We start from the raw sequence: 24,257 nt of genomic DNA on the forward strand, positions 1-24,257 counted from the left end.
CCTCCCCATTAATATTCAAGTTTTTGAAATAGAAGGTTTTTTCATTGACGCCACATGGTCGATGATGCGCCCGGCCAGGTCGGCTTGGCAGATGGCCTCGATCCCTTCCAGACCGGGCGTGGAGTTGACCTCCAGCACCAGCGGGCCCCGGCTGGAGCGGATCAGGTCGACCCCGGCCACGCTCAGGCCCAGCGCCTTGGCCGAGCGCACCGCCACCTGCTGTTCGGCGCGGCTGGCCTTGGCCGCGCGGGCGCTGCCGCCGGCATGCAGGTTGGAGCGGAAGTCGCCGTCGGGGGCCTGGCGCTGCATCGCCCCCACCACTTGGTCGCCCACCACTAGGCAGCGCAGGTCCGCGCCCTGGGCCTCGCCGATGAATTCCTGCATCAGGAAGTTGGCATACAGCCCGCGCAGTGCCTCAACGATGCCGCGCGAGGCGCTGGCCTTTTCGGTCAGGATCACCCCGCGGCCCTGGGTACCTTCGTTGAGCTTCACCACATGCGGCGGCGGCCCCAGCATCGACAACAGGTCCACGGTGTCGTCGGGGTTGTCGCCGAACACCGTAACCGGCATGTCGATGCCCTTGGACGCCAGGATCTGGTGCGCGCGCAATTTGTCGCGCGCACGCAGGATGGCGTCGGAGGGGTTGGGGGTGCGTGCGCCCATCATTTCGAACTGGCGCAGCACCGCGGTGCCGTAACGGGTGACCGAGGCGCCGATGCGCGGGATCACCGCATCCACCCCGGTGATCGGCCGCCCCTTGTAATGCATGCTGAAACCATCGGCGGCGATGCGCATGTAGCAGCGCAGTGGATCCAGCACGCGCACGGTATGCCCGCGCGACCGCGCAGCCTCCACCAGCCGGCGCGTGGAGTACAGCTTGCTGTTGCGGGACAGGATGGCCAGTTTCATCGCGGTGCGTGCAGGGGCGGGAAAGCGCGCAGCATAGCCTGCGGCGGGTACGCCGCGATGACGGGGAGCCCGCCCGGCCCGAACCGCGGCCCGGGTGTTGTCATAGGGCGCGCGGTGACCCGGCAGCGTCTGTCAGCCGGTGGTGGATCGGCCCCGCGCGCCCCGGCCGGGACAACGGCACGCCGCAGCACGCGGCGACGGCCGCACGATGCACGCCGTCGCCGCGCGATGGTGCGACCCTTCAACGGATGTAGATGTCCGTGCTCAAGGTGTTGAACGGCGCGTTGATCGAGGTGTTCTGGTAGTGGAAGTTGCCTTCCTGCGACCCGTCCAGCTGGTAATAGCGGAGCCAGGCAGCATAGGTCTGCCCGATGCTGCAGGGGGTGTAATCGCCGCCGTTGAGGCACAGCGGCTCGGTCTTGTACTCGGCCGACCGTGGCAGCAGCGCACCGTTCATGCTGGCGCTGGGCGAGCCACCGTAGCCCACCTCCATGATCACCACGCTCAACTCCGCCCCGCCATGGTCCTGCACGGTCGACAGCTGGCCCGGCGTGGTCATGTACTCCCAGCCTCCGGCCTGGCTGGAACCGACTCCCACCACCACCACCCGCGACAGCGGCGCGGCCGGCGCCCGTGCACTGCCCTGCACCGCAGGGGCCAGGGCCGGGTCATGCCCGCCACTGATCCGCGTGCCGGTCGGCACCTGCAGGGGCGGCAACGCGCTGCCAGCCAGCGCCAGTTCGGCGGCCAGCGCCGGCAACGGCAGGCTGGCCAACATCAACAACATCCCCTTCATTCCCATGTTCATCTGCATCTTCCCTGGAAGCAGCCGATTGCTGCGTACCCATGCTGCGGGAAAGATGCCGCCGGTTCTGGCGACCGGGTCAACCTCTGCAGCGCGGCCTGATTGATATTCCGGATCAAACAAGCCTATGCATAAGAACGTCTCCAATTCAGCCGCGCATCTGGCTTGGCGTGGCATCCCGTTGCCTGCGCAGCAGCCGCCGCAACGATGCGGCATCGCCCAGCCTCAACCGCGCGGCAACCACTCTCGATGCCACGCGCCGCCCCATTGGTCCCTCCACAGCCACCACCGGTCACTTTTCCCCGGCACGCTGGCCCTGTCGCGTGGCAAGCGGCAGGCGTGGCAAGCACGCTGCACGGCCCTCACCGCAACCTGCCGGCATGACCCGACGACACGATATCGACGCCCTGCGCGTGTTCGCCTTCGCCCTGCTCATCCTCTACCACCTGGGCATGGCCTACGTGGACGGATGGGGGTTCCACCTCAAGAGCGTGCACACCACCGCCGGCCTGCAGTGGCCGATGCGCCTGGTCAACGGTTGGCGCATGTCGCTGCTGTTCCTGATCTCCGGCGTTGCCATCGCCCTGCTCGGGCCAGGCCTGCGCCGCGGCCGCTTCGCGCTGATGCGCAGTTGGCGGTTGCTGCTGCCCCTGCTGTTCGGCATGTTCGTGGTGGTTCCCATCCAACCGTACTGCGAAGCGGTCAGCAATGGGCACGCCGGGCCGGGGTTCTGGTCGTTCCTGCTGCGCTACTGGCAGGTGCAGCCATGGCCGCAGGGCAGCTTTGCTGGCGCGGAATTCGGCATCACCTGGAACCACCTGTGGTATCTGGCCTACCTGTGGTGCTACAGCATGCTTCTGATCGTGGCCAAGCCGCTGCTCGATGCCGCGCCGATGCGCAGGGCCACCGGCCGCCTGGCCCGGGCACCAGCCTGGGTGCTGATCGGCCTGCCGGCAGCGGTGCTGCTGCTCTGGCTGGCCTGGCTTGCTCCCACCCACCCGGCCACCAACACGCTGGTCAACGACCGGTACCAGCATGCCAAGTACCTCACCGTGTTCCTGATCGGCTACCTGCTCGGGCGCGAGCCGGCATTCTGGGAGCGCGTGATGCGCCTGCGCTGGACCAGCCTGGTTGCCGTGCTTGCGGCGGTCAGCTGGTATTTCCTGCTGGAAGCACTGGGCGCATGGCTGCCTGCCGACTCGCGCCTGCGCACGTGGCCCGAACCGTTCTGGGAGCTGCAGTCGAAGTTCTGCGAAATGCTCTACGTGTGGGGCATGCTGCTGGCCCTGCTGGGCTGGGCCAGGCGCTACCTGGACCGCCCCTTCCACTGGCTGCCGTACTGCACCGAGGCGGTCTTCCCCTGGTACATCCTGCACCAGAGCCTGTTGATCGCCGCGCTGTTCTGGCTCAAACCGCTGCAGTTGGGCCCGGTGTGGGAACCGCTGCTGGTACTGATCGCCACGGTGGCCGGCTGCCTGCTGCTGCACGAATACCTGATCCGCCGCGTGCGCTGGTTGCGTCCCTTGTTCGGGCTGAAGGCGGCCACTGGCGTTCGCCCTTCCCGCCACCGCATCGGTACGGGATGAGGCGCACAGGTTCGGGGGAGGAAAGCGATAGGCGGGCTTGCGACCTGCCAAGCCCCACCCTCTGTGGGTGGACAGCAGGACGGGGGGCAACGGGCAGTGCCGGTCTGGAACGAAACTGCCATTCGCGCGCCGCCGGCCGCCCGCGGGTGGACCAGCGTTCCAATACCGATGTGCTGCTGGTTGGGCACTTCCATCAGGGCTACGAGACTTGTGTCACATATCGACGTAACGGTTTCTCATAAGCTCGTGCTGCCCATCCGGGCTGACAACAGCGGAGACAAGCATGAAAAGGACGATTCGGCTTTCTATTGCAGCGTTGATTTCCACCTTGGCACTTGGTTCTATCGCCAGTGCCGACCCGATCTACTGCAACGCCGGTCGGGTTGAGTGTAACCGGGTGTATACCGCGTGCATCGCCGAAGGGCACAGCGTTCCGGTATGCGTGCAACTGCGCGACGAGTGCTATCTGGACTTCTGCCAGTAACTCCTGGACACCAGGGTCGGCTGGCGGCGAGTTCCCGCCGCCAGCCTTGAAACTTCGCTACTTCGTTCGTCAGAACGCCTTGATGGCCCAATCGCCCTCATTCTTCCCGGGCTTGGCGCGCACGACCAAGCAACGGAACAGGTTGTTGGTCCGCGCTGATCTTGACCTTGACTTGGTTGGCGTCGCCCACCCATATCCGCTGACCTCATGCAGTGAAGCGGCATTGCGGAGCCGTACGGATATTGCGGAGCGGGCCACTTCCCTGAAACCGCTATGGGATATGGAGCGGGTGAAGGGAATCGAACCCTCGTCAGTAGCTTGGGAAGCTACAGCTCTACCATTGAGCTACACCCGCATGGTGCCGGGCAAGTTTATGCGGCGCGGCGGTCAAAAGGCAACGGGCGGCACCTGGCCGCCCGTTGCATCAGGCTTTCGCCTGCCGTGCGCGGCGCCCCGGGCGGGGCGCTGCGCGCGGTGGATCAGAAGCTGCCGCTGAAGCTGGCAAACAGCGACACGTCGCGGGCACGCTTCTGCGCGGTGGTGGTGCTCATGCCGATGTTGCTGTTCAGGCCCCACAGGTTCAGGCGCGCACCCAGTACGGCGGTGGCGTAGTTTTTGTCGAACTCCAGGCCCGGCACCTTGTACATGCCCACGTCCGGCATGCTCTGCAGCCAGGCGCTGGCCTGCTGGCCGTCCTCGAACTCGTGGTCGTAGGTGACCTGCACGTACGGCTTGATGCTGCCGCCGTCGAAGCGCGCCTGCCAGCCGACGCGGCCGACGGTGGAATCCACATCCTGGCTGGCATAGCCCAGCGCGGTGGCGCTGGCGTTGCTTTCGGCGTAACCGTCCAGCTTGACCTTCTGCCAGATCACCGCGGCGACCGGACCGTGGCGGAAACCGCCTTCGGTGCCGAACTCGTAGCCGGCGTTCAACGCGGCGGTAAGGTTGCTGCCTTCGGGCGAACCGGTGTGCTCGCGGGTGGCCGGGCCGAGCTGGACCTTGCGGGTCACGTCATAGTCCAGCCAGCTGTAGCTGACCTGGCCGTTGACCCAGGCGCGCTCGCCATACCAGCCGGCGAACAGGCCCAGGGTGGTGTCGGACTGGGTGAAATCGCCCTTGCTGTTGCCGAAATCGGCATCCATGCGGCCATAGCCGGCAAAGCCGCCGGCGACCATGCCGTCGCGCGCCCAATCCACGCCGAACAGGCCGGCCGGGGCCATGCCGTCGTACAGGTCGGCATGGGCGTAACGCTGCATGTCGCCACGCAGGCTGCCCCACCAGCTCAGGCCATCGGCCGGGCGGCCGGCCAGGTGCCAGCTGACCTGGTCGGCGCGCGAACGGCCGACGGTCTGCGCCGAATGGGTCAGGATCTGCTGGTTGCGCGGGGCTTCCAGGATCGACAGGGTGTACTGGCCCAGCATTTCATGGGTGGCGCTGGTGGGGTGCACGCCGTCGGCGAAGACGTAGCTGTTGGCGGCGTTGGGGGTCACATAGCTGAGCGGGCTGCAGGTCAGCGAGCTGGCGTCGGTGCAGGCCGGGCTGGTGACGTTGGTGAAGCCATAGGTACCGGGGCTGGCGACGATTTCCTGCAGGATGTGGAAGGTATCGACCGGGATCACCTGCAGGCCGGCGGCCTTCAGGCCGCCGAACAGCGCATCGTTGTAGGCCTTGGCCAACGCGGTGCCGGCGGCCATCGCCGCCGGGCCGCCGGCGCGGGCGCCCGGGGTCAGGCCGATGTCGGGAATGGTCGGTACTACCACGTACTGCGCGCCGGCGCCCTTGAGGGTGGCCACGATGCCGACCTGGTCGGTGACCGCGCCGACCAGGGTGGCCTGCAGCGGCGCGCCACGCTGGATCGCGAACAGATCGTTGGCGCCGCCCCACACGCTGTACAGCGCGTTGGCGTCGGCCTTGCCGCCGTTGGCTGCCAGGTACTGCGCGGTCTGGGTCTTCATCGAGTAGACCGGCACTGCCGGCAGGCGCGGGTCCAGCACCAGGCTGGTGTCCACGCCGACGCGGGCGCCGCCGATGGCGTAGTTGTCACCGCCCTGGCCGTTGCCGTTCGCCGCTCCGTTGACGCCGTAGTAGTGGGCCACGTGCTGGGCCCAGGTCCAGCCCGGGTTGGTGGTGAACTGGCCGATCACCGGGCGCGAGGCGGCCGGCAGCAGCGGACGGAAGTAACCGGCATCGCTGACGCTGTCGCCGATGACCACGGACTTGGAATAAGGCGATTGCGCCATGGCCGGCGCGGCGGCCAGGGCGATGGCGACGGCCATCAGGGAACGCAGCGGTCGCTTGCTGATCTGCATGTAAAGCTCCTTGGGAAGGGGGACGGCCGACGTACGCCGGCGCACGGTGCCATGGTTTCACTGGCCCCGGGCCAATTCACGCTGCGCTGCGGCATGAACTCCGACACGAACGGCGCCGGCCCTGTCGCACCGGGCCCGGCAGGTGATCCAGGGGGCTCCAAGGGTACGCAGCGCAGCAGCATTCAGGGACAATGGCGACATGAACATCGTGCTCAACGGCGACACCCGCCAGCTTCCGCAAAGCGCCACCGTCCACGACCTGTTGCTGCAGGAGCAGTTGCTCGAGCGCCGGGTCGCGGTGGAGGTCAATGGCCAGATCATCACCCGCAGCCAGCATGCCACCCACCCGCTGCGCGACGGCGACGTGGTCGAGATCGTGCACGCGCTGGGTGGCGGCTGACATCGCGCCGGTCCTGCCGGGTGTGCGTCGCGCCATCGGCGCAACCGCCGCAGCGGTGCCGGTGGCCAGAGCCGTGGGTGGCCGGGTTTCCCGCGCCCACGGCAGCGTGCGCATGGCACTGGCAGCGCGACGGCGGCCTGCGCGAACGCGCAGCACCGTGACGCGCGATAGGCGATAATTCCGCCCATGAATGCACATGCCCCCACTGATTCGCTGGTGATCGCCGGCAAGACTTACGATTCCCGGCTGTTGACCGGGACCGGCAAGTTCAAGGACCTGGAAGAAACCCGCCTGGCCACCGAAGCGGCCGGGGCCCGGATCGTCACCGTGGCGATCCGCCGCACGAACATCGGGCAGAACCCGGGCGAGCCGAACCTGCTGGACGTGTTGCCGCCGGACCGCTACACCATCCTGCCCAATACCGCCGGCTGCTACACCGCCGACGATGCGGTGCGCACCTGCCGGCTGGCCCGCGAGCTGCTGGACGGGCACAACCTGACCAAGCTGGAAGTGCTGGGCGACCGGAAGACCCTGTACCCGGACGTGGTGCAGACCCTCAAGGCCGCCGAACAGCTGGTCAAGGACGGTTTCGAGGTGATGGTCTATACCTCCGACGACCCGATCCTGGCCAAGCGCCTGGAGGAGATCGGCTGCGTGGCGGTGATGCCGCTGGCCGCGCCGATCGGCTCGGGGCTGGGCATCCAGAACAAGTACAACCTGCTGCAGATCATCGAGGACGCCAAGGTGCCGATCATCGTCGACGCCGGCGTGGGCACTGCTTCCGATGCAGCCATCGCGATGGAACTGGGCTGCGACGGCGTACTGATGAATACCGCCATCGCCGGCGCGCGCAACCCCGTGCTGATGGCCAGCGCGATGCGCAAGGCCGTGGAAGCGGGCCGCGAAGCCTTCCTGGCCGGGCGCATTCCGCGCAAACGCTATGCCAGTGCGTCCTCGCCGGTGGACGGGTTGATCGGCTGATGACCAATCCCTTCGACAGCGCCGGCGCCAAGGCCCCGGCCAAGCCGTTCACCATCACCGAAGGCCGCCGCGAGGTGCGCAGCTTCGTGCTGCGCCAGGGCCGCTTCACCCCCGCCCAGCAGCGCGCGTTCGACGACCGCTGGCCGCGCTTCGGCCTGGATTTCACCGGGCAGCGGCGCGACCTGGACGCCACCTTCGGGCGCACCGCGCCCAAGGTGCTGGAAATCGGCTTCGGCAACGGGGCCGCGCTGCGCTTTGCCGCCCAGCACGATCCCGGCCGCGACTATATCGGCATCGAAGTGCACGCCCCGGGCGTGGGCCGCCTGCTCAATGCGCTGGCCGACGACAATGCCGACCACGTGCGCCTGTACCACCACGACGCGGTGGAAGTACTGGAGCAGGAAATCGCCGATGGCGCGCTGGACGAAGTGCGCATCTACTTTCCCGATCCGTGGCACAAGAAGCGCCACAACAAGCGCCGCCTGATCCAGCCCGGCTTTGCCGAGCTGCTGGTGCGCAAGCTGCGCGTCGGTGGCCGCCTGCACTGCGCCACCGATTGGGAAGATTATGCCGAGCAGATGTGGGAGGTGCTCGACGCCACCGCCGGGTTGAGCAACCGCGCCGGTCCGCGCGGCCAGGTGGAACGCCCGGCGTGGCGCCCGCAGACCCACTTCGAAACCCGTGGCCAGAAGCTCGGCCATGGCGTGTGGGACCTGTTGTACGACCGTACCTGATCCCTTACCAAGGAACCGCGCCACCCCATGGATACCGCGCTGACGCTGACCACCGATATGAAGCTCGTGCTCGGGCTGGTCGGCTTCACGATGGCGATGTTCCTGTTCGAGCGCATCCGCGCCGACGTGGTGGCGCTGGTGGTGCTGGTGGTGCTGGGCGTGACCGGGTTGATCGCCCCGGAAGAAATCTTCGGCGGCTTCTCGGGCAACGCGGTGATGAGCATCATCGCCACCACCATCCTCGGCGCGGGCCTGGACCGCACCGGGGCGTTGAACCGGCTGGCGGCCTGGCTGCTGCGGCGCGGGCATGGGGTGGAAACCCGCCTGCTGATGATGACCACCGCGATCGCCGGCCTGAATTCCTCGTTCATGCAGAACCCGTCGGTGATGGCGCTGTACCTGCCGGTGGCCTCGCGGCTGGCCGCGCGCACCGGGCTTACCCTGCAGCGGCTGCTGCTGCCGATCGCCGCGGCGATCGTGATGGGCGGCGCGCTGACCATGGTCGGCAATTCGCCGCTGATCCTGTTGAACGATCTGCTGGCCTCGGCCAACAACAACCTGCCCTCGGGCCTGGCCACGATCGAGCCGCTGCGCATGTTCGCGCCGCTGCCGATCGGCCTGGCGCTGCTGGCTGCCTCCCTGCTGTACTTCCGCTACTTCGGCGACCGCAAACTGGTCGAAGAAGAAACCCTGGCCAACGACGGGGTCACCCCGGCGCGCACCGAGAGCTACTTCGCCAAGACCTACGGCATCGAAGGCGATGTCTTCGAACTGGTGGTCAGCGCCGAGAGCCCGCTGGTCGGGATGACCCTGGGCGAGGCCGAGAACGTGCACGATGCGCCGCTGCTGCTGGCCCTGAAGACCGGCAACGATACCCGGCTGGCGCCGCCGGCGGAGATGCGCATCTGGGTGGGCAGCGTGCTCGGGGTGATGGGCGCGCGCCAGCAGGTCAGCGATTTCGCGCAGAACCAGTTCCTGCGCATGTCCTCGCGGCTGAAGCACCTGGGCGACCTGTTCAACCCCAGCCGCGCCGGCATTTCCGAGGCGGTGGTGCCGCCGACCTCGGACGTGATCGGCAAGACCGCATCCGAACTGCGCCTGCGCAAGCAGCGCGGCATCAGCCTGCTGGCGATCAACCGCGACAAGCAGGTGATCCGCGAGGACGTGCGCAACGTGGCGCTGCGCGCCGGCGACATGCTGGTGTTCCACAGCATCTGGACCGACCTGGCGCAGGCGGCCAAGAGCCGTGACTTCGTGGTGGTCACCGACTACCCCAAGGGCGAGCAGCGCCCGCACAAGTTCAAGATCGCGATGAGCATCTTCGCCATCACCATCCTGATCGCGCTGACCTCCAAGCTGCCGGTGGCGCTGACCCTGATGACCGGCGTGGCCGGCATGCTGCTCACCGGGGTGCTGCGCATGGACGAGGCGTATGCATCGATCAACTGGAAGACCATCTTCATGATGGCCGGGCTGATTCCGCTGGGCTGGGCGATGGACAGCAGCGGTGCGGCGGCCTGGGTGGCCGGGCACACCATCGACCGCCTGCCCACCGGCATTCCGGTGTGGGTGCTGGAGATCGCGCTGGCGCTGCTGACCACGGTCTTCTCGCTGGTGATCAGCCACGTCGGGGCGACCATCGTGATGGTGCCGATCGCGGTCAACCTGGCCCTGGCGGTGGGCGGCAACCCGACCGCGTTCGCGCTGATCGTGGCCTTGTCGGCGTCCAACAACCTGATGACCGCGTCCAACCCGGTGATCTCGATGATCACCGGCCCGGCCAACTACACCCCGCGCGAACTGTGGCGGGTGGGCGCGCCGCTGTCGCTGGTCTACACCGCCGTGGTGGTGTTGATGATCAACCTGATGTTCTGAGGCGACGGAACCGTCCATAGCGAACCTGCAATGAACGGTAGTGCCGGCCGCTGGCCGGATCCTCATGAAGCCTAAACAGGATCAAGAGCTTTCGTGCCCCTTCGGGGCGCGAGTCACTTTCTTGCTCGTGCAAGAAAGTAACCAAAGAACACGCCCGCGCCTTCGTAACAGCGAATCTCCGTAGTGAAGAACGCGTCGCCACGCGCCTATCTCCTGACGTATGCCGCTGCGATGCTCGGCTCGCTCCAAGGGGTCGGTGGATCAACATCAACATCATGAGCAACGGCAACGGCAACGACAGCCGGCCAACGGCCGGCACTACCGACCATGCATCTGGTGCAGAACCCCTTTAGTCAGGGGGCGGCATCCAGCCACACCTGCCCATCGCGCACCTGCAGCGGCACCGCGCGCAGGCGGTCGCCCTTGCATGGGCCGGCCACGCAGTTGCCGTCATCCAGCGCGAACGAGGCACCATGCGCGGCGCAGACCAGGTGGCCCTCGCGGCTCTTGAGGAACTGCCCCGGCGCCCAGTCCAGCCGGCGCCCGGCATGCGGGCAGATGTTCAGCCAGCCACGTACCTGCCCGCCGTTGCGGTACAGCACCACCGATTCGCTGTCGCCGTCCACGGTTGCTTCGACCTCGGCGAAACCCTGGTCGGCAATGGCCTCCAGCGCGATCAACGGGGCGGCAGCGGTATCGGAAACGGACATGTCGGCACACGGATTCAACGGGCCGGCATTCTCTCACGCCCTCACGTGGCTGGCCCTGCGATGAACACAAGTCATTGATTTGAAATGAACGGCAGCGACATTTAACGAGTTTTTCACTCAATGACAGAGGCCACCCCGGATACTCATGGCTCGCTGACTTCAGCCAAGCCACCACCATGTACAGCCGCTACTTCCAGTTCAACACGTTCCGTACCCTGTTCGCGCCGCGCAAGCCGCGCCATCCGCTGGTGCGCGTTGCAGTGGGCCTGCTGGGCCTGGCGATCCTGGCCGCGCTGGTGTTCGTGGGGGTGTTCGTGGGCGCGGCGATGATCATTGCCGGGCTGGCCTGGAAGCTGCTGGCCCAGCGCAAGCAGGCCGGCCGCCAGAGCGATCCGCAGGTGGTCGACGCCGAGTACCGCGTGGTGCGCAAGCAAGCCTTGCCGCTGTCGCGTTGAATTCGCGCCGCGCTGCTGCGCGGCCCTTCGCCCGCATGCTTTTCCGTACCCGGTAACGCCACGCCGGCGTGGCACCGCGCGCACGCTCGTTCTAGACTGCCTGCGACCTTACGTGACAGGACGCGAGCATGACCGATGTAATCCCCACTCCCGCGCAACCGCGCATTCCGGTTGCCGGCGGCGGCACCTTCCCGGTGCGCCGCATTTACTGCGTCGGGCGCAATTTCGCCGACCATGCGCGCGAGATGGGGGCCGCGGTGCCGGCGGCCGATGACCGCGGCCGGCCGATGTTCTTCAGCAAGCCGGCCGATGCGATCGTGGTCGGGCACGACGATGTGATTCCCTATCCTTCGGCCACCCACGAGCTGCACCACGAAGTGGAACTGGTGGTGGCGATCGGCTGCGATGCCCCGGCCGGCGTGCTGCCGGTCGAACAGGCCGAGGCGCTGGTGTTCGGCTATGGCGTCGGCCTGGACCTGACCCGCCGCGACCTGCAGGCCGCGGCCAAGGCCAAGGGCCATCCGTGGGATCCGGCCAAGGGCTTCGATCACTCCGCGCCGGTCAGCGAGCTGGTCCCGGCCGGCGAAGTGGGCGACCTGGCCGCGCTCAACCTGTCGCTGGAAATCAACGGGCAGGTCCGCCAGCAGTCGCTGCTGGACCAGATGATCTGGAACGTGCCGGAGATCCTGCACGAGCTGTCCAAGCTGTGGGCGCTGCGCGCCGGCGACCTGGTGTTCATGGGCACCCCGGCCGGGGTGGCCGCGCTGCAGCCGGGCGACCGTTTCAGCGCGCGGCTGGAGAATGTCGCCGAACGCCACGGCATCATCGCTGGATGACAAGCGCTGGGTTACGCTGCGCAGCCCTTTAATTACCCGCCACAGGAGACTCCGATGGGAGTGCTTACCGAGTTCAAGGAATTTGCCATGCGTGGCAACGTCATCGACCTGGCGGTCGGTGTCGTCATCGGTGCCGCGTTCGGCAAGATCGTCACCGCCCTGGTCGACAAGATCATCATGCCGCCGCTGGGCTGGCTGATCGGTCGGGTCGATTTCTCGCAGCTGGCCTGGACCCTGGCCCCGGCGCGGCCGGGGGCCGACGGCAAGGAGATCCCGGCGGTGGTGATCGGCTACGGCGATTTCCTCAACACCCTGGTGCAGTTCGTCATCGTGGCGTTTGCGATCTTCCTGGTGATCAAGGTGATCAACCGCCTGGCCCGCAAGAAGGACGCCGCACCGGCCGCGCCGGCCGAGGAAGTGCTGCTGCTGCGCGAGATCCGCGACAACCTCAAGCGCTGAGGTGATCGGGTCCGGGTAGTGCCGGCCGCTGGCCGGCTCTGCATAAACCCAGCATCGCCTGGAGCCGGCCAGCGGCCGGCACTACCGGTCCATGCACATTCGAAAGCCCCGCCCTGGCGGGGCTTTCGCCTATGGAAAACAGCATTCACCGGAGCATGACCTACCGGCCATGTGCGATAGGCACGGACTGTTAAGCTCTGGGGCTTACGCCCTGCCTACCGGAGTTGCCATGCGTGCCCGCGTTGTTGCCCTCGCATCCGCCCTTGCCCTGCTGGCGTCGCCGGCGTTCGCCGCACCGGCGGCCACCACCCTGCCGCCGGCCTCGCTGGGCACTGCTGCGCAGCTGCGCGAGCAGGCGCTCAAGGACGACACCGGCTGGAAGGTGGTCGAATCGTTGACCACCGAGATCGGCCCGCGCATCGCCGGTGGCGAGGCCGATGCCCGCGCCGTGGCCTGGGCCGTGGCCAAGTTCAAGGCACTGGGGTTTGACAAGGTCTGGACCGAGCCGGTGACCTTCCCCAAGTGGGAGCGCCGCAGCGAACACGCCCAGGTCACCGGCAGGCATGCCCAGCCGCTGAGCATCACCGCCCTGGGCGGCAGCCCGGGCGGCACGGTCGAGGCCGAGGTGGTGCGCTTTGCCGACCTGGCCGCGCTGCAGGCCGCGCCGGCCGGTTCGCTGCAGGGCAAGATCGCCTTCGTCGATTACCAGATGACCGCCTACCGCGACGGCCGCGACTACGGCAATGGCGGCGCGGTGCGCAGCAAGGGTCCGTCCGAGGCGATCCGCAAGGGCGCGGTGGGCTTTGTGATGCGCTCGGCCGGTACCGACTCGCACCGCGTGCCGCACACCGGCATCACCCGCTTCGACGATGGCCTGACCCCGGTGCCGTCGGCGGCGCTGTCGGTGCCCGACGCCAACCAGCTGGCACGCCTGGTCGCCCTCGGCAGCACCACGCTCAAGCTCAGCCTGGATTGCGGCTGGGACGGCACGGCCACCTCCTACAACGTGATCGGGCAGATCAACGGGCGCAGCCTGCCCAAGGAAGTGGTGGTGATCGGCGGCCACCTCGATTCCTGGGACCTGGGCACCGGTGCGGTCGATGACGGCGCCGGCGTGGCCATCACCATGGCCGCCGGCCACCTGATCGGCCAACTCAAGCAGGCGCCCAAGCGCAGCATCCGCGTGGTGGCCTTCGCCAACGAGGAACAGGGCCTCTACGGCGGCAAGGCCTATGCCGAGGCGCATGCCAAGGACGTGGCGCTGCACCAACTGGCCGCCGAAAGCGACTTCGGTGCCGGCCGCATCTATGCCTTCAACACCGGCTCGCCCAATCCGGCCGGCTCGCGCGAGGCCACCCGGCAGATCGCCGAGGTGCTCAAGCCGCTGGGCATCGATTACGCGCCGGACAAGGGCGGCCCGGGCCCGGATGTCGGCCCGCTGGCGGCCAAGGGCGGCGCCTGGGCGTGGCTGGCGCAGGATGGCAGCGACTACTTCCACCTGCACCACACCGCCGACGACACCCTGGACAAGATCGACCCGGCGGCGCTGGCGCAGAACGTGGCCGCCTATACCGTGTTCGCCTACCTGGCTGCCGAGGCCGAGGGCAGCTTCGGCAGCGAAGCCAAGCCGACCACCCCGCCCAACGAGTGAACCATGCACCGGGCGCGGCCGGCGGGGCCGCGCCCGGTGACGCCGGTTACTTCGCCTCGGCGCGGGCGGCGGCGATGTCGGCCCAGATCGGCGCATTGTGTATGCCGATCCGCTCCGGATCGAAGCACGGGTCCAGCCCACGCGCACGCGCGCCGTCGTAGTCGCGCAACGCGGCCAGCGCCGGCCTGTGCAGCAGGATCAGCGCGATGATGTTCAACCAGGCCATCATCCCCACCCCGATATCGCCCAGCGACCAGGCCACCGTGGCCGTGTTCAACGCCGAATAGGTCACCCCGCCAAGGAAGGCCAGCCTGAACGCCAGCAGCAGCCGGGGCGAACGCCGGCTGCGGCGCAGGTAGACCAGGTTGGTTTCGGCGATGTAGTACAGCGCCAGGATCGTGGTGAACGCGAACGGCAGGATCGCCAGCGCGATGAACGACGAGCCGAAGCCGGGCAGCACCGATTCCACCGCGTGCTGCACGAAGCTGGGCCCGGCCTCCAGTGCCGGCACATTGGCCACGATCATCCGCGCCGCCTCGCCGGCAACGGCCGGGCTGGGGTCGTGCACGTTGTAGGCGCCGGTGGACAGGATCAGGAAGGCGGTGGCGCTGCATACCACCAGGGTGTCGATGTAGATCGAGAACGACTGCACCAGGCCCTGCTTGACCGGGTGGCTGACCTCGGCCGCCGCGGCCGGATGCGCACCGCTGCCCATGCCGGCCTCGTTGGACAGCACGCCACGGCGCACGCCCCACTGGATCGCCGCACCGATCATTCCGCCGAACGCAGCGTCGGTACCGAATGCGCTGCGCACGATCAGCATGAACATCTCCGGCACCGCCGGCAGGTTCAGCACCACCACGATCGCCGCCACCAGCAGGTAGCCCAGCGCCATGAACGGCACCACCACCTGGGTGACATGGGCGATGCGGCGCACGCCGCCGAAGATCACCAGCGCCAGCAGGGCGACCACACCGGCCGCCGCGCCCCAGGCCGGCACGCCCCAGGCATGGTCGAGCGCAGCGGCGATCGCGTTGGACTGGGTTCCGGGCAGGAACAGCCCGCCGCCGACGATCGTGCTCACCGCGAACAGGCAACCATACCAGCGCTGGCCCAGGCCTTTTTCGATGTAGTAGGCCGGGCCGCCGCGGTACAGGCCGTCGGCATCGCGGTCCTTGTAGATCTGCGCCAGGGTCGATTCGATGAAGGCGCTGGAGGCGCCGAAGAACGCCACCGCCCACATCCAGAAGATCGCACCCGGGCCACCGAAGGCGATCGCCATCGCCACCCCGGCGATGTTGCCCACCCCGACCCGGCTGGACAGCGAAATGCTCAAGGCCTGGAACGAAGACAGCCCGGCCACCGAACTGGGCGAACGGAACATCAGGCGCAGCATGTCCGGCAGCCCGCGCAACTGGATGAAGCGGGTACGCACGCTGAAATACAGCCCGGCCAACAGGCACAGCCCCACCAAGGCCGGGCTCCAGACCACCGCCAGGATCCAGCCAATGACAGCTTCCACGTTCATGTCACACTCCTTGTTACCGAGAAACCGGCGCCACCCTGCAGCGCCGGAACAGGCCACCGCTGGCGGCTCAGAAGAACATCCCCAGTGCGACCTGCGGGCTGACGAAGTGGCCGCTGTTGCGCCCGGCCACGCTGAATTCCACCCCCGCGATCAGGCCGATGCTGGGGCTGAAGTGGTATTCGATCGCCGGTGCCAGGGTGATGCTGCTGCTGGACGGGCGCCGCTCATCGATGCGCCGGGCCACGCCATCGGCGTCGGGCGCATAGCCGGTGAGTTGCCGTTGCGATTCGCGGCTGGCGGAAAACTCCATCACCCCGACCCAGCGCGGATTGAAGCTGTATTCGGCTGCCGCCGATACGCCCAGCAAGGAGCCGCGCGCGATGCTGCCGCGGAAGCCGTCCGGCGTGCCGTACACGCTGCTGCCATGCAGGGCCACCCGCGACGGTGCCGGGCTGGCGGTGAGCTGGCCGCGCCAGCGCAGCGGGCGGTCGTTGGGCATCCACACCACCTGTTGGGCAGCCAGCGACAGGCTGGTGCGCTGCACGCCGTCGCCCTGCGCGTTCAGCGGATTGCCGGCGATGCGGTCATAGCTGCCGGTGGCATAGCGCTGGCTCAAGGCCACCGACACCGCCGGGCGGGTGCCATCGGCGCTGGGCGCCTGCAGCAGGTATTGCAGCTTGGCGGTGGTATCGCCGGCGCGGAAGCCGCTGCTGCGCGCGCGCCCGGACTCGGCGGTGGACGCGCTGAGATTGACCTGGCCGGTGACGCGCTCGCTGAAGCCGTAGATGAAGGGCACCACGGTAACCCACGCACCGCTGTCCTCGTCACTGCGGCGGCGTTGGCCGCTGCCGTCGTAGTAGGCACTACTGTCGACGCGCACCAGGTACGGTTCGATGTACCAATGGCCTTTCGGCAGGCCGGCCGGATTGGGCGTGATCAGCGGGCCGGTGAAGTTGACGCCGTCCAGCGTGCGCTGCTGGGCACTGGCCGATGGCGGGAAGAAACCGCAGAAGGCTACGGCAGCGGCGAGGGGAACCACACGGATGGAACGCAATGGATGCAGGGTCATGGACTGTCTCCCAGAAGATTGCGGGCAGCGGTATCGATTACACCGCGGCGACAATCTGCGCCTGCATCCGGGCGCGGGAGAATATCCAGAATCGTGAAAAGTGCGGATCTGTGAACGACCACACGGACTTGGTTTTACACCCTTCGCGATGGCGTTGAAAAACCCAATGCGCTGCAAATGGCCGGCGGATTATCGATTTCCATTTGCAATGCAAGTCCGATCATGGGCCGCACCTATCCGGTCACCGCCACCGCGGAGAACGCTGCGCTGCAACGACACCGACGACTGCGGCATCCGGCTGGGATCCAGCAACAAAAAAACCCGGCCGCACGGCGACCGGGTTACCGGGATTCGACACACCCCACGCGGTGAGTGCCACAGATGACACTGCGGTCCGGACAACGGCACCGCGCTGGGTGGGTGTCTCTCCTCACCTACGCAGCACAGCGCCATCGCACTGTGCGCGGGGTCACGCCCGTGCACTATGCGAAAAATCCGAATCGCGTGTAGTCACGATGCGATCAGTGACTCGTACCACACTCCGCGCGGGGCGGGCGCGCCTGCGCGCTGCCCGAAAACCACGGCCTCAGCGGGCCTTCTGCCCGTACCAGTGCGCCAGCAGCACCGCCGTGGCCGAGGCCACGTTCAGGCTCTCCACCGCCCCGCTGCCGGGGATCGACAGCTGCTGGTCGCAGTCCTGCGCCAGCTCGCGGTCCATGCCTTCGCCTTCGGCGCCCATTACATACACCAGGCGGGTCGGCAAGGTGCTGGCGAACAGATTGTCGCCGCCCTCGACCAGGGTCGCCGCCAGGCCGAAACCGGCCGCACGCAGCTGCGCCATCGCCTGCGGCAGTGCCGGCAGACGCACCAGCGGCACCGCTTCGGCACCGCCCTCGGCCACCCGCGCGGCCGCCCCGGACAACGCCAGCGTCGCCCCCGGCGGCAGCAACAGGCCGGCCACGCCGAAATGCGCGGCCGAGCGCAGGATCGCGCCGAAGTTGTGCGGGTTGCCCACCCCGTCCAGCCACAGCGCCAGCACCGGCTGGCCGGCCGGCAGGCCGTCCAGCCAGTCGCCCAGCTCCAGCATCGGCGCGCGCAATACGTCGGCTACCACGCCTTCGTGGTGGGTGGTGGCGGCCAGCTTGTTGAGGTCGCCCTCCTCCACCACCCGGTAGCCCACCCGGTTGGCCACGCACCACTTCAGCAACGGCTGCAGGCGCGGGATCAGTTCCTCCACCAGGTACAGCTTGCGCAGGGCCTGCGGGCGCTTGTCGAACAGCGCCTGCACGGCGTTCCAGCCGTACAGCCGCAGTTCGTCGTTGCCGCGCCCCGGCGGCGGGGCCGTCGCGCCCTCGCGCGGCGGCAACGGGGTGGCCCGCGGCGGTCGCGCCGACGGGCGGCGGGCATTCTTCCAGGGATCATTCACTACGGGACGGCTCCAGCTTGCGGTGACGCCAGAAATCGGCGTTCTTGATGCCCAGGGCATCGGGGTCGAAGGTCGGATCCAGGCCGAGCTTCTTCTGTCTCTCGTAATCGCGCAGCGCCAGCAACGCCGGCTTCTGCACGATCAGGATGGCGATGATGTTCAGCCACGCCATCAGGCCCACGCCGATGTCGCCCAGCGCCCAGGCCATCTTGGCGTTGTGGAACGCACCGAACACCACCATGCCGATGATGCCCAGGCGCAGCAGCAGCACGGTCAGCGGGCGCTTGCGGTTGTGGTTGATGTAGCTGAGGTTGGTTTCGGCCATGTAGTAATAGGCCATGATCGTGGTGAAGGCGAAGAAGAAGATCGCGATCGCCACGAACGCCGAACCCCAGCCCGGCAACACGGTCTCGACGGCCGCCTGCGCGTAACCGGCGCCTTCGGAAACGCCGGCCAGGCCGGCGAACACCGGTGCGCCGCCGGCCACCGGCGAGTACACGTTGTAGGTGCCCGCGGCCAGGATCAGGAAGGCGGTGGAGGTGCACACCAGCATGGTGTCGAAGTAGATCGCGAACGCCTGCACGTAGCCCTGCTTGGCCGGGTGCGAGACCTCCGAGGCGGCCGCCGCGTGCGGGCCGGTACCCTGCCCGGCTTCGTTGGCGTAGATGCCGCGCTTGACCCCCCACTCCACGGCCAGGCCCATCATCGCGCCGAACGCGGCGTGCGCGCCGAAGGCGCTGCTGAACACCGTGCGGAACATGTCCGGCACGCGGTCGTAGTTGATGATCATGATGACGATGGCCATCAGGATGAAGGCGGCGGCCATGAACGGCACCACCACTTCGGCGAAGTTGGCGATGCGCTTGACCCCGCCGAAGATGACCACGCCCAGCAGCAGCGCCACCACGGTGCCGATGCCCAGCTTGAGCGCCTGCTCCGATGCCATGCCCATGAACTGGCCGTCCAGCGGCCCGCACAGGGTTCCGCCGCGGCAGGCATTGATGATGCTGTCGGCGATCGCATTGGCCTGCACGCCGGGCATCAGGAAGCCGGCCGCGGCGATGGTGGCCACCGCGAAGGCCAGCGCATACCACTTCAGGCCCATCGCCTTTTCGATGTAGTACGCCGGGCCGCCGCGGTAGCGGCCTTCGGCGTCCTTGGTCTTGTAGATCTGCGCCAGGGTGGATTCCACGTACGAGGTGGAAGCACCGAGGAAGCCCATGATCCACATCCAGAAGATCGCGCCGGGGCCGCCGAAGGCGATCGCGGTGGCCACCCCGGCGATGTTGCCGATGCCCATGCGCCCGGCCATCGACATGGCCAGGGCCTGGAACGAAGACACCCCGGCCTCGGACTTTTCGCCCTGCACGGTGAGCCGGCACATTTCGAAGAAACCGCGGATCTGCATGAAGCGGGTGCGGGCGCTGAAGTACAGGCCGGCGGCCAGGCACAGGAAGATCAGTGCCTTGCTCCAGATGATGCTGTTGATGAACTCTACGGCTGCTTCCACTTACTCTCTCCAGTCGGCGGAAAATGAAGGACGTCCCGACGGCTGGAGGGGACCGGTTCGATTCTCCCTGATCGCGGCCGCCACGGGTAGCGCCGATTGCGCCTTGCCGGGCCGGCCGCCGGATCAGGCCGGCCGGCCTGGCCTGGACCGGCCCGGGGTGGGGCCCGCCGGCCGCTCAGGGCAGCCGATGGCCGCCGCGGGCCAGGCCGCGCGGCGCCGGCTCAGGCATGCCCGCCCACCGACGGGGTCTGTTGTTCCTGCCGCTCCAGCTCGCGCGCCACCGTTTCAGGCGACTGCGTGTACGGGGCCAGCAGCGCATAGAACGCCGGCACCACGAACAGCGACAGGAAGGTGGACACCGCGACGCCGAAGATCACCACGATGCCGATCGTGCCGCGGCTGGCCGAGCCGGGGCCGCCGGCGACCACCAGCGGCACCGCACCGACCACCGTGGCGATCGAGGTCATCAGGATCGGGCGCAGCCGCACCATCGCCGATTCGACGATGGCCTGGTGCACAGTGCGGCCCTCATCGCGCAGCTGGTTGGCGAATTCCACGATCAGGATGCCGTTCTTGGCCGCCAGGCCGACCAGCATCACGATCCCGATCTGGCTGAACAGATTGATGCTGCCGCCGCTGACATACAGCCCCAGCAGCGCGCCGAGCACGCCCAGCGGCACGGTCAGCATGATCACCAGCGGGTGGATGAAGCTCTCGAACTGCGCGGCCAGCACCAGAAACACCACCAGCAGCGCCATCGCGAAGGTCAGCAGCACCGCGCCGCCGGCGTTCTGGTATTCGCGCGACTCGCCCTTCCAGTCGAGCTGGGCGTGCTGGGGCAGCTCTTCGCGGGCGGTCTGCTGCGCCCAGGCGATCGCCTCGCCGAGCGGATAGCCCGGGGCCAGGCCGGCGCTGATGGTGATCGAACGCAGCCGGTTGAAGCGGTTCAGCGAACCGGCTTCGGCCACTTCGCTGAGGGTGACCAGGTTGGACAACGGCACCAGTTCACCGCTGCTGGCGCGCACCCGGATCGCGGCCAGGTCGGCTGGCGAGGCGCGGCCGTCGCGCCCGGCCTGGACCAGCACGTCGTATTCCTCGCCGTTGTCGACGAAGGTGGTGACCCGGCGCGAGCCCATCATGGTTTCCAGCGCGCTGCCGATCGCGGTGACCGACACGCCCAGGTCGGCCGCGCGCTGGCGGTCGATGTTGACCCGCATCTGCGGCCGGGTTTCCTTGTAGTCCGAATCGGCGCCGACCAGGCCGGGGTTGTCGGCCATGCGTTGCAGCAGGCGGTCGCGCCACTGCGCGATCTCGGCGTACTCCGGGCCGCCCAGCACGATCTGGAACGGCTGGCCCTGGCTGCGCACCAGGCCGCCACCGACCTGGGTGCGCACGCGCACGCCGCGCAGATCGTTCAAATGCGTCTGCAGCTCGGCGGCCACCTCCGGGGTGCCGATCGCGCGCTGCCGCCACGGCTGCAGGAACACGCTGATGCGACCGGTATGCATTTCCTCGCTGGCACCGAAGCCCCCGGGCACGCGCGGGTTGGCGCGCACGATCGGCTTGTCGTCGCCGACGAAACCGGCCACCACCTTCTCCACCTGCTGCACCTGGGCCACGGTGTAGTCGTAGCCGGCGCCCTCGGGGCCATCGATCATGATCTGGAACGAGCCGCGGTCTTCGGCCGGCGCCAGTTCGGAGGGCAGCACCATGAGCAGCAGGCCGCTGGCCAGCAACGACAGCACCATCACCACCACGTAGATCCAGGTGCGCCCCACGTGCGCATCGAGCACGCGCCCGTAGGCGGCCGAAACCCGGTCCAGGTTGCGGTTGATCACCCCGTGCAGGCCGCGCGGCGCTTTGCCGGTATGCGGCTTGAGCAGCTTGGAGGCCATCATCGGGGTCAGCGTCAGCGACACGAACGCCGACAACGCCACCGCCGCGGCCAGGGCGACGGCCAGTTCGCGGAACAGGCGCCCGGTATTGCCTTCCAGGAAGCCGACCGGCAGGAACACCGCCACCAGCACCGCCGTGGTGGCGATCACCGCAAAGGCGACCTGCGCGCTGCCGCGCTTGGAGGCCACCAGCGGCGGCTCGCCCAGGTCGATGCGGCGCTGCACGTTCTCCACCACCACGATCGCATCATCGACCACCAGCCCGATGCACAGCACCAACGCCAGCAACGTCAGCAGGTTGATCGAGAAGCCGAACGCATACAGTGCGATGAACGCGGCGACCAGGCACACCGGCACGGTCACCGCCGGAATCAAGGCGGCGCGGAAACTGCCCAGGAACAGCCAGATCACCACCAGCACCAGCAGCATGGCTTCCACCAGCGTGGCGTACACGCGGTCCACGGCCGCCTCGATGAAGGTGGTGTTGTCGAAGGCCACGAAGATGTGGGTGCCTTCGGGCAGGGTCAGCCCGACCCGCTCGGCTTCGGCGCGCGCGGTGCGGGCCACGTCCAGCGAGTTGGCCGTGGAAGTCTTGACGATGCCCAGGCCGATGCCCGGCTCGCCATTGCTGCGGTAATAGGCGCGGCGCTCGGAGGAGGCCAGCTCGATCTTGGCCACATCGCCCATGCGGACCACGTAGCCATCGGCGCCCTTGCCCAGCGGAATGGTGGCGAAGTCCTCGGGCTTGACGTAGTTGCGCTCCACCCGCAGGGTGAAATCGCGGTCGGTCGATTCGATCCGGCCGGCCGGCAGTTCGACGTTTTCGTTGCGCAGCGCGGTTTCCACGTCGCCCACGGTGAAGCCGCGCGCGGCCAACTGGTCGCGGTCCAGCCAGATCCGCATGGCGTAACGCTGGCGGCCGCCGATGCGTACCTGGGCTACCCCGTCCAGGCTGGAGAAACGGTCGACCACGTAGCGGTCGGCGTAGTCGCTCAACTCCAGCGTGTCCATGCTGGAGGAGGTCATGTTGAACCAGATGATCGGGTCGGCGTCGCTTTCGACCTTGGCGATCTCCGGCGGGCGCGCCTCTTCGGGCATGCGGTCGGCGACCCGGCTGACCGCATCGCGCACGTCGTTGGCCGCCGCTTCGATATCGCGGTTGGAATTGAACTCGATGCTGACCTGGGCGCGGCCGTTGGAGCTGCGCGCGTTGATGGTGTCGATGCCTTCGATGCCGGCCAGCGCGTCTTCCAGCACCTGGGTGATGCGGCTTTCGATCACCGCGGCCGAGGCGCCGGTGTAGTCCACCGACACCGAGACGATCGGCGGGTCGATGGCCGGCAGCTCGCGCAGGGTCAGCCGGGTGAACGACATGATGCCCAGCACCACCAGCAGCAGGCTCATCACCACGGCAAACACCGGGCGCTGGATGGAGACGTCGGAGAGTTTCATCCGGCGGCGCCGCTGGACTTGGTTGCCGCCACGGCGGGATCGGGACGGTCATCCACCTTCAGGCCCGGGCGCAGCTTGCCGGTACCGTCGACCACGATGCGGTCGCCGGCCTTGAGCCCGCTGCGGATTTCGACCACGCCGGCGCGGCGCGCACCGCTGCTGATGTCGATGCGTTCGACGCTGTGGTCGGCCTTGACCCGGTACACGAACGAATCGCGGCCCACCTGGACCACGGCGATTTCGGGGATGACCAGGGCCTGGCGCTCGGGGCGGAACATGCGCACATCCAGCAGCATGCCCGGGCGCAGCGCGTGGTCGGTGTTGATGAAGTCGGCGCGCACGGTCACCGCGCGCGTGCCCGGGTCGACCCGGGTATCGATGGTGGCCACCACCCCGTCGAACTGCCGGCCGGGATAGGCCACGCTGGTGGCGCTGACCTTGTCGCCCTGCGACAGCGTGGCCAGTTCGGCTTCGGGCACCTGGAAGTCGACATGCATGCGCTCGATGTCGTCGAGCGTGGCGATCGTGGTGGCCGGGGTCAGCAGCGAACCGGCGCTGACCTGGCGGATACCGAGCACGCCGGCAAACGGCGCGCGCACCCGGCGGTCGCCGATGTCCGACTGCATTTCACGTACGCGCGCGGCGGCCGCATCGCGGATCGCGCGCTGGGTATCCAGGGTGGCGCTGGCCACCAGTTGCTGGGCGGCCAGTTCGCGCTGGCGCCTGTACAGTTGGTCGGCCTCGGCGAAGGTCGCCTGGGCCTGCAGCAGGGCCGCTTCCTGGGCCTGCCCGCGCAGGGTGACCAGCGGCGTGCCGGCGGCAACCTGCTGGCCGCTTTCGAAGTGCACGGTCTCGATGATTTCGCTGACCTTGGCGGTGATGGTCACCGACTCGCGGGCCTTGGCGGTACCCAGCGCCTGCAGGGTGTCGCTCCATGCGGAGGGCTGCACCACCTGGGTGGTGACCGGCACGACCTCGGCCGGCCCACGCGCGGCCTGGTCCTTGCTGCCGCACCCGGCCAGCAGGGCCAGGGCCAGGCCAGCGGCGAAGCGCCCTGTATTGCGTCCCAACATGAAAAACAATCCCGGTTGTTGCACGACCGCCGAGTGTACGGGCCGGGGCCATCCGGGCATATGTGCCAAGCGTTTACCGGCACCGGGTGACGGCCGCAACCCCTTTCGTG

General features: G+C 68.0%; 20 protein-coding genes and 1 tRNA gene. 10 read left to right on the forward strand and 11 right to left on the reverse strand.

The window, feature by feature from the left end:
* Positions 1–15: 15 nt before the first annotated feature.
* Entirely contained in the window at positions 16–909 is an 894-nt protein-coding gene (gene rimK, locus IC535_RS16195) for a 30S ribosomal protein S6--L-glutamate ligase (protein WP_228887409.1), read from the reverse strand.
* A 241-nt stretch (positions 910–1,150) separates the two neighbouring features.
* Entirely contained in the window at positions 1,151–1,696 is a 546-nt protein-coding gene (locus tag IC535_RS16200) for a DUF4879 domain-containing protein (RefSeq protein WP_228887410.1), read from the reverse strand.
* A gap of 398 nt (positions 1,697–2,094) precedes the next feature.
* Here IC535_RS16200 and IC535_RS16205 point away from each other — a divergent pair, with 398 nt between their 5' ends.
* A complete protein-coding gene (locus tag IC535_RS16205; protein WP_228887411.1) occupies positions 2,095–3,300 on the forward strand; it encodes an acyltransferase family protein in 1,206 nt (401 codons plus the stop codon).
* Positions 3,301–3,583: 283 nt separating this feature from the next.
* The gene (locus IC535_RS16210) at positions 3,584–3,784 is read left to right on the forward strand and encodes a hypothetical protein (RefSeq protein WP_228887412.1); all 201 of its coding nucleotides are present in this window, start codon (positions 3,584–3,586) and stop codon (positions 3,782–3,784) included.
* Between the two features lie 281 nt (positions 3,785–4,065).
* Here IC535_RS16210 and IC535_RS16215 read toward each other — a convergent pair.
* Together IC535_RS16215 and IC535_RS16220 are read right to left on the reverse strand one after the other, a co-directional pair.
* Positions 4,066–4,139 (reverse strand) — tRNA-Gly (locus tag IC535_RS16215).
* A 124-nt stretch (positions 4,140–4,263) separates the two neighbouring features.
* Positions 4,264–6,093: an autotransporter outer membrane beta-barrel domain-containing protein gene (locus IC535_RS16220; RefSeq protein ID WP_228887413.1), complete on the reverse strand. Its 1,830-nt coding sequence runs from the start codon at positions 6,091–6,093 to the stop codon at positions 4,264–4,266.
* Positions 6,094–6,292: 199 nt separating this feature from the next.
* Here IC535_RS16220 and thiS point away from each other — a divergent pair, with 199 nt between their 5' ends.
* The 4 genes from thiS (at position 6,293) to IC535_RS16240 (ending at position 10,083) form a co-directional block, all read left to right on the forward strand.
* Positions 6,293–6,493 carry a sulfur carrier protein ThiS gene (gene thiS, locus IC535_RS16225; protein WP_228887414.1) on the forward strand — a complete coding sequence of 67 codons (201 nt, stop codon included), beginning with the start codon at positions 6,293–6,295 and terminating at the stop codon, positions 6,491–6,493.
* 186 nt (positions 6,494–6,679) lie between these two features.
* Positions 6,680–7,474, forward strand: coding sequence for a thiazole synthase (locus IC535_RS16230; RefSeq protein WP_228887415.1), 795 nt, complete (start codon positions 6,680–6,682; stop codon positions 7,472–7,474).
* A complete protein-coding gene (trmB, locus tag IC535_RS16235; protein ID WP_228887416.1) occupies positions 7,474–8,208 on the forward strand; it encodes a tRNA (guanosine(46)-N7)-methyltransferase TrmB in 735 nt (244 codons plus the stop codon). Before IC535_RS16230 ends, trmB begins: the two co-directional genes overlap by 1 nt.
* A gap of 27 nt (positions 8,209–8,235) precedes the next feature.
* Positions 8,236–10,083: an SLC13 family permease gene (locus IC535_RS16240; protein ID WP_228887417.1), complete on the forward strand. Its 1,848-nt coding sequence runs from the start codon at positions 8,236–8,238 to the stop codon at positions 10,081–10,083.
* A 353-nt stretch (positions 10,084–10,436) separates the two neighbouring features.
* On the opposite strand, the gene IC535_RS16245 is transcribed toward IC535_RS16240, so the two are convergent.
* Positions 10,437–10,793, reverse strand: coding sequence for a Rieske (2Fe-2S) protein (locus tag IC535_RS16245; protein WP_228887418.1), 357 nt, complete (start codon positions 10,791–10,793; stop codon positions 10,437–10,439).
* A gap of 176 nt (positions 10,794–10,969) precedes the next feature.
* Between IC535_RS16245 and IC535_RS16250 the strand changes: the two genes are divergently transcribed.
* The 4 genes from IC535_RS16250 (at position 10,970) to IC535_RS16265 (ending at position 14,194) form a co-directional block, all read left to right on the forward strand.
* The gene (locus IC535_RS16250) at positions 10,970–11,248 is read left to right on the forward strand and encodes a hypothetical protein (protein WP_228887419.1); all 279 of its coding nucleotides are present in this window, start codon (positions 10,970–10,972) and stop codon (positions 11,246–11,248) included.
* A gap of 128 nt (positions 11,249–11,376) precedes the next feature.
* On the forward strand, positions 11,377–12,084 hold the full coding sequence (locus tag IC535_RS16255) for a fumarylacetoacetate hydrolase family protein (RefSeq protein ID WP_228887420.1): 708 nt from the start codon (positions 11,377–11,379) through the stop codon (positions 12,082–12,084).
* 54 nt (positions 12,085–12,138) lie between these two features.
* Positions 12,139–12,543 carry a large-conductance mechanosensitive channel protein MscL gene (gene mscL, locus IC535_RS16260; RefSeq protein WP_228887421.1) on the forward strand — a complete coding sequence of 135 codons (405 nt, stop codon included), beginning with the start codon at positions 12,139–12,141 and terminating at the stop codon, positions 12,541–12,543.
* A 229-nt stretch (positions 12,544–12,772) separates the two neighbouring features.
* Positions 12,773–14,194 (forward strand): M28 family peptidase, encoded by a 1,422-nt coding sequence (locus IC535_RS16265; protein WP_228887422.1) that lies wholly within the window; start codon positions 12,773–12,775, stop codon positions 14,192–14,194.
* A 46-nt stretch (positions 14,195–14,240) separates the two neighbouring features.
* On the opposite strand, the gene IC535_RS16270 is transcribed toward IC535_RS16265, so the two are convergent.
* From IC535_RS16270 to IC535_RS16295, 6 genes are all read right to left on the reverse strand, one after another.
* Complete coding sequence (locus tag IC535_RS16270) at positions 14,241–15,722, reverse strand: alanine/glycine:cation symporter family protein (RefSeq protein ID WP_228887423.1); 1,482 nt, start codon at positions 15,720–15,722, stop codon at positions 14,241–14,243.
* Positions 15,723–15,789: 67 nt separating this feature from the next.
* Entirely contained in the window at positions 15,790–16,791 is a 1,002-nt protein-coding gene (locus IC535_RS16275; protein WP_228887424.1) for a hypothetical protein, read from the reverse strand.
* A 586-nt stretch (positions 16,792–17,377) separates the two neighbouring features.
* Positions 17,378–18,217 (reverse strand): TrmH family RNA methyltransferase, encoded by an 840-nt coding sequence (locus IC535_RS16280; RefSeq protein ID WP_429000406.1) that lies wholly within the window; start codon positions 18,215–18,217, stop codon positions 17,378–17,380.
* On the reverse strand, positions 18,210–19,727 hold the full coding sequence (locus tag IC535_RS16285) for an alanine/glycine:cation symporter family protein (protein ID WP_228887425.1): 1,518 nt from the start codon (positions 19,725–19,727) through the stop codon (positions 18,210–18,212). Before IC535_RS16285 ends, IC535_RS16280 begins: the two co-directional genes overlap by 8 nt.
* Positions 19,728–19,948: 221 nt before the next feature.
* On the reverse strand, positions 19,949–23,074 hold the full coding sequence (locus IC535_RS16290) for an efflux RND transporter permease subunit (RefSeq protein WP_228887426.1): 3,126 nt from the start codon (positions 23,072–23,074) through the stop codon (positions 19,949–19,951).
* Entirely contained in the window at positions 23,071–24,147 is a 1,077-nt protein-coding gene (locus IC535_RS16295) for an efflux RND transporter periplasmic adaptor subunit (RefSeq protein WP_228887427.1), read from the reverse strand. Before IC535_RS16295 ends, IC535_RS16290 begins: the two co-directional genes overlap by 4 nt.
* Between the last annotated feature and the right edge of the window lie 110 nt (positions 24,148–24,257).

The organism is Stenotrophomonas rhizophila (assembly GCF_020857975.1).
Taxonomy (GTDB): Bacteria; Pseudomonadota; Gammaproteobacteria; order Xanthomonadales; family Xanthomonadaceae; genus Stenotrophomonas; species Stenotrophomonas rhizophila_C.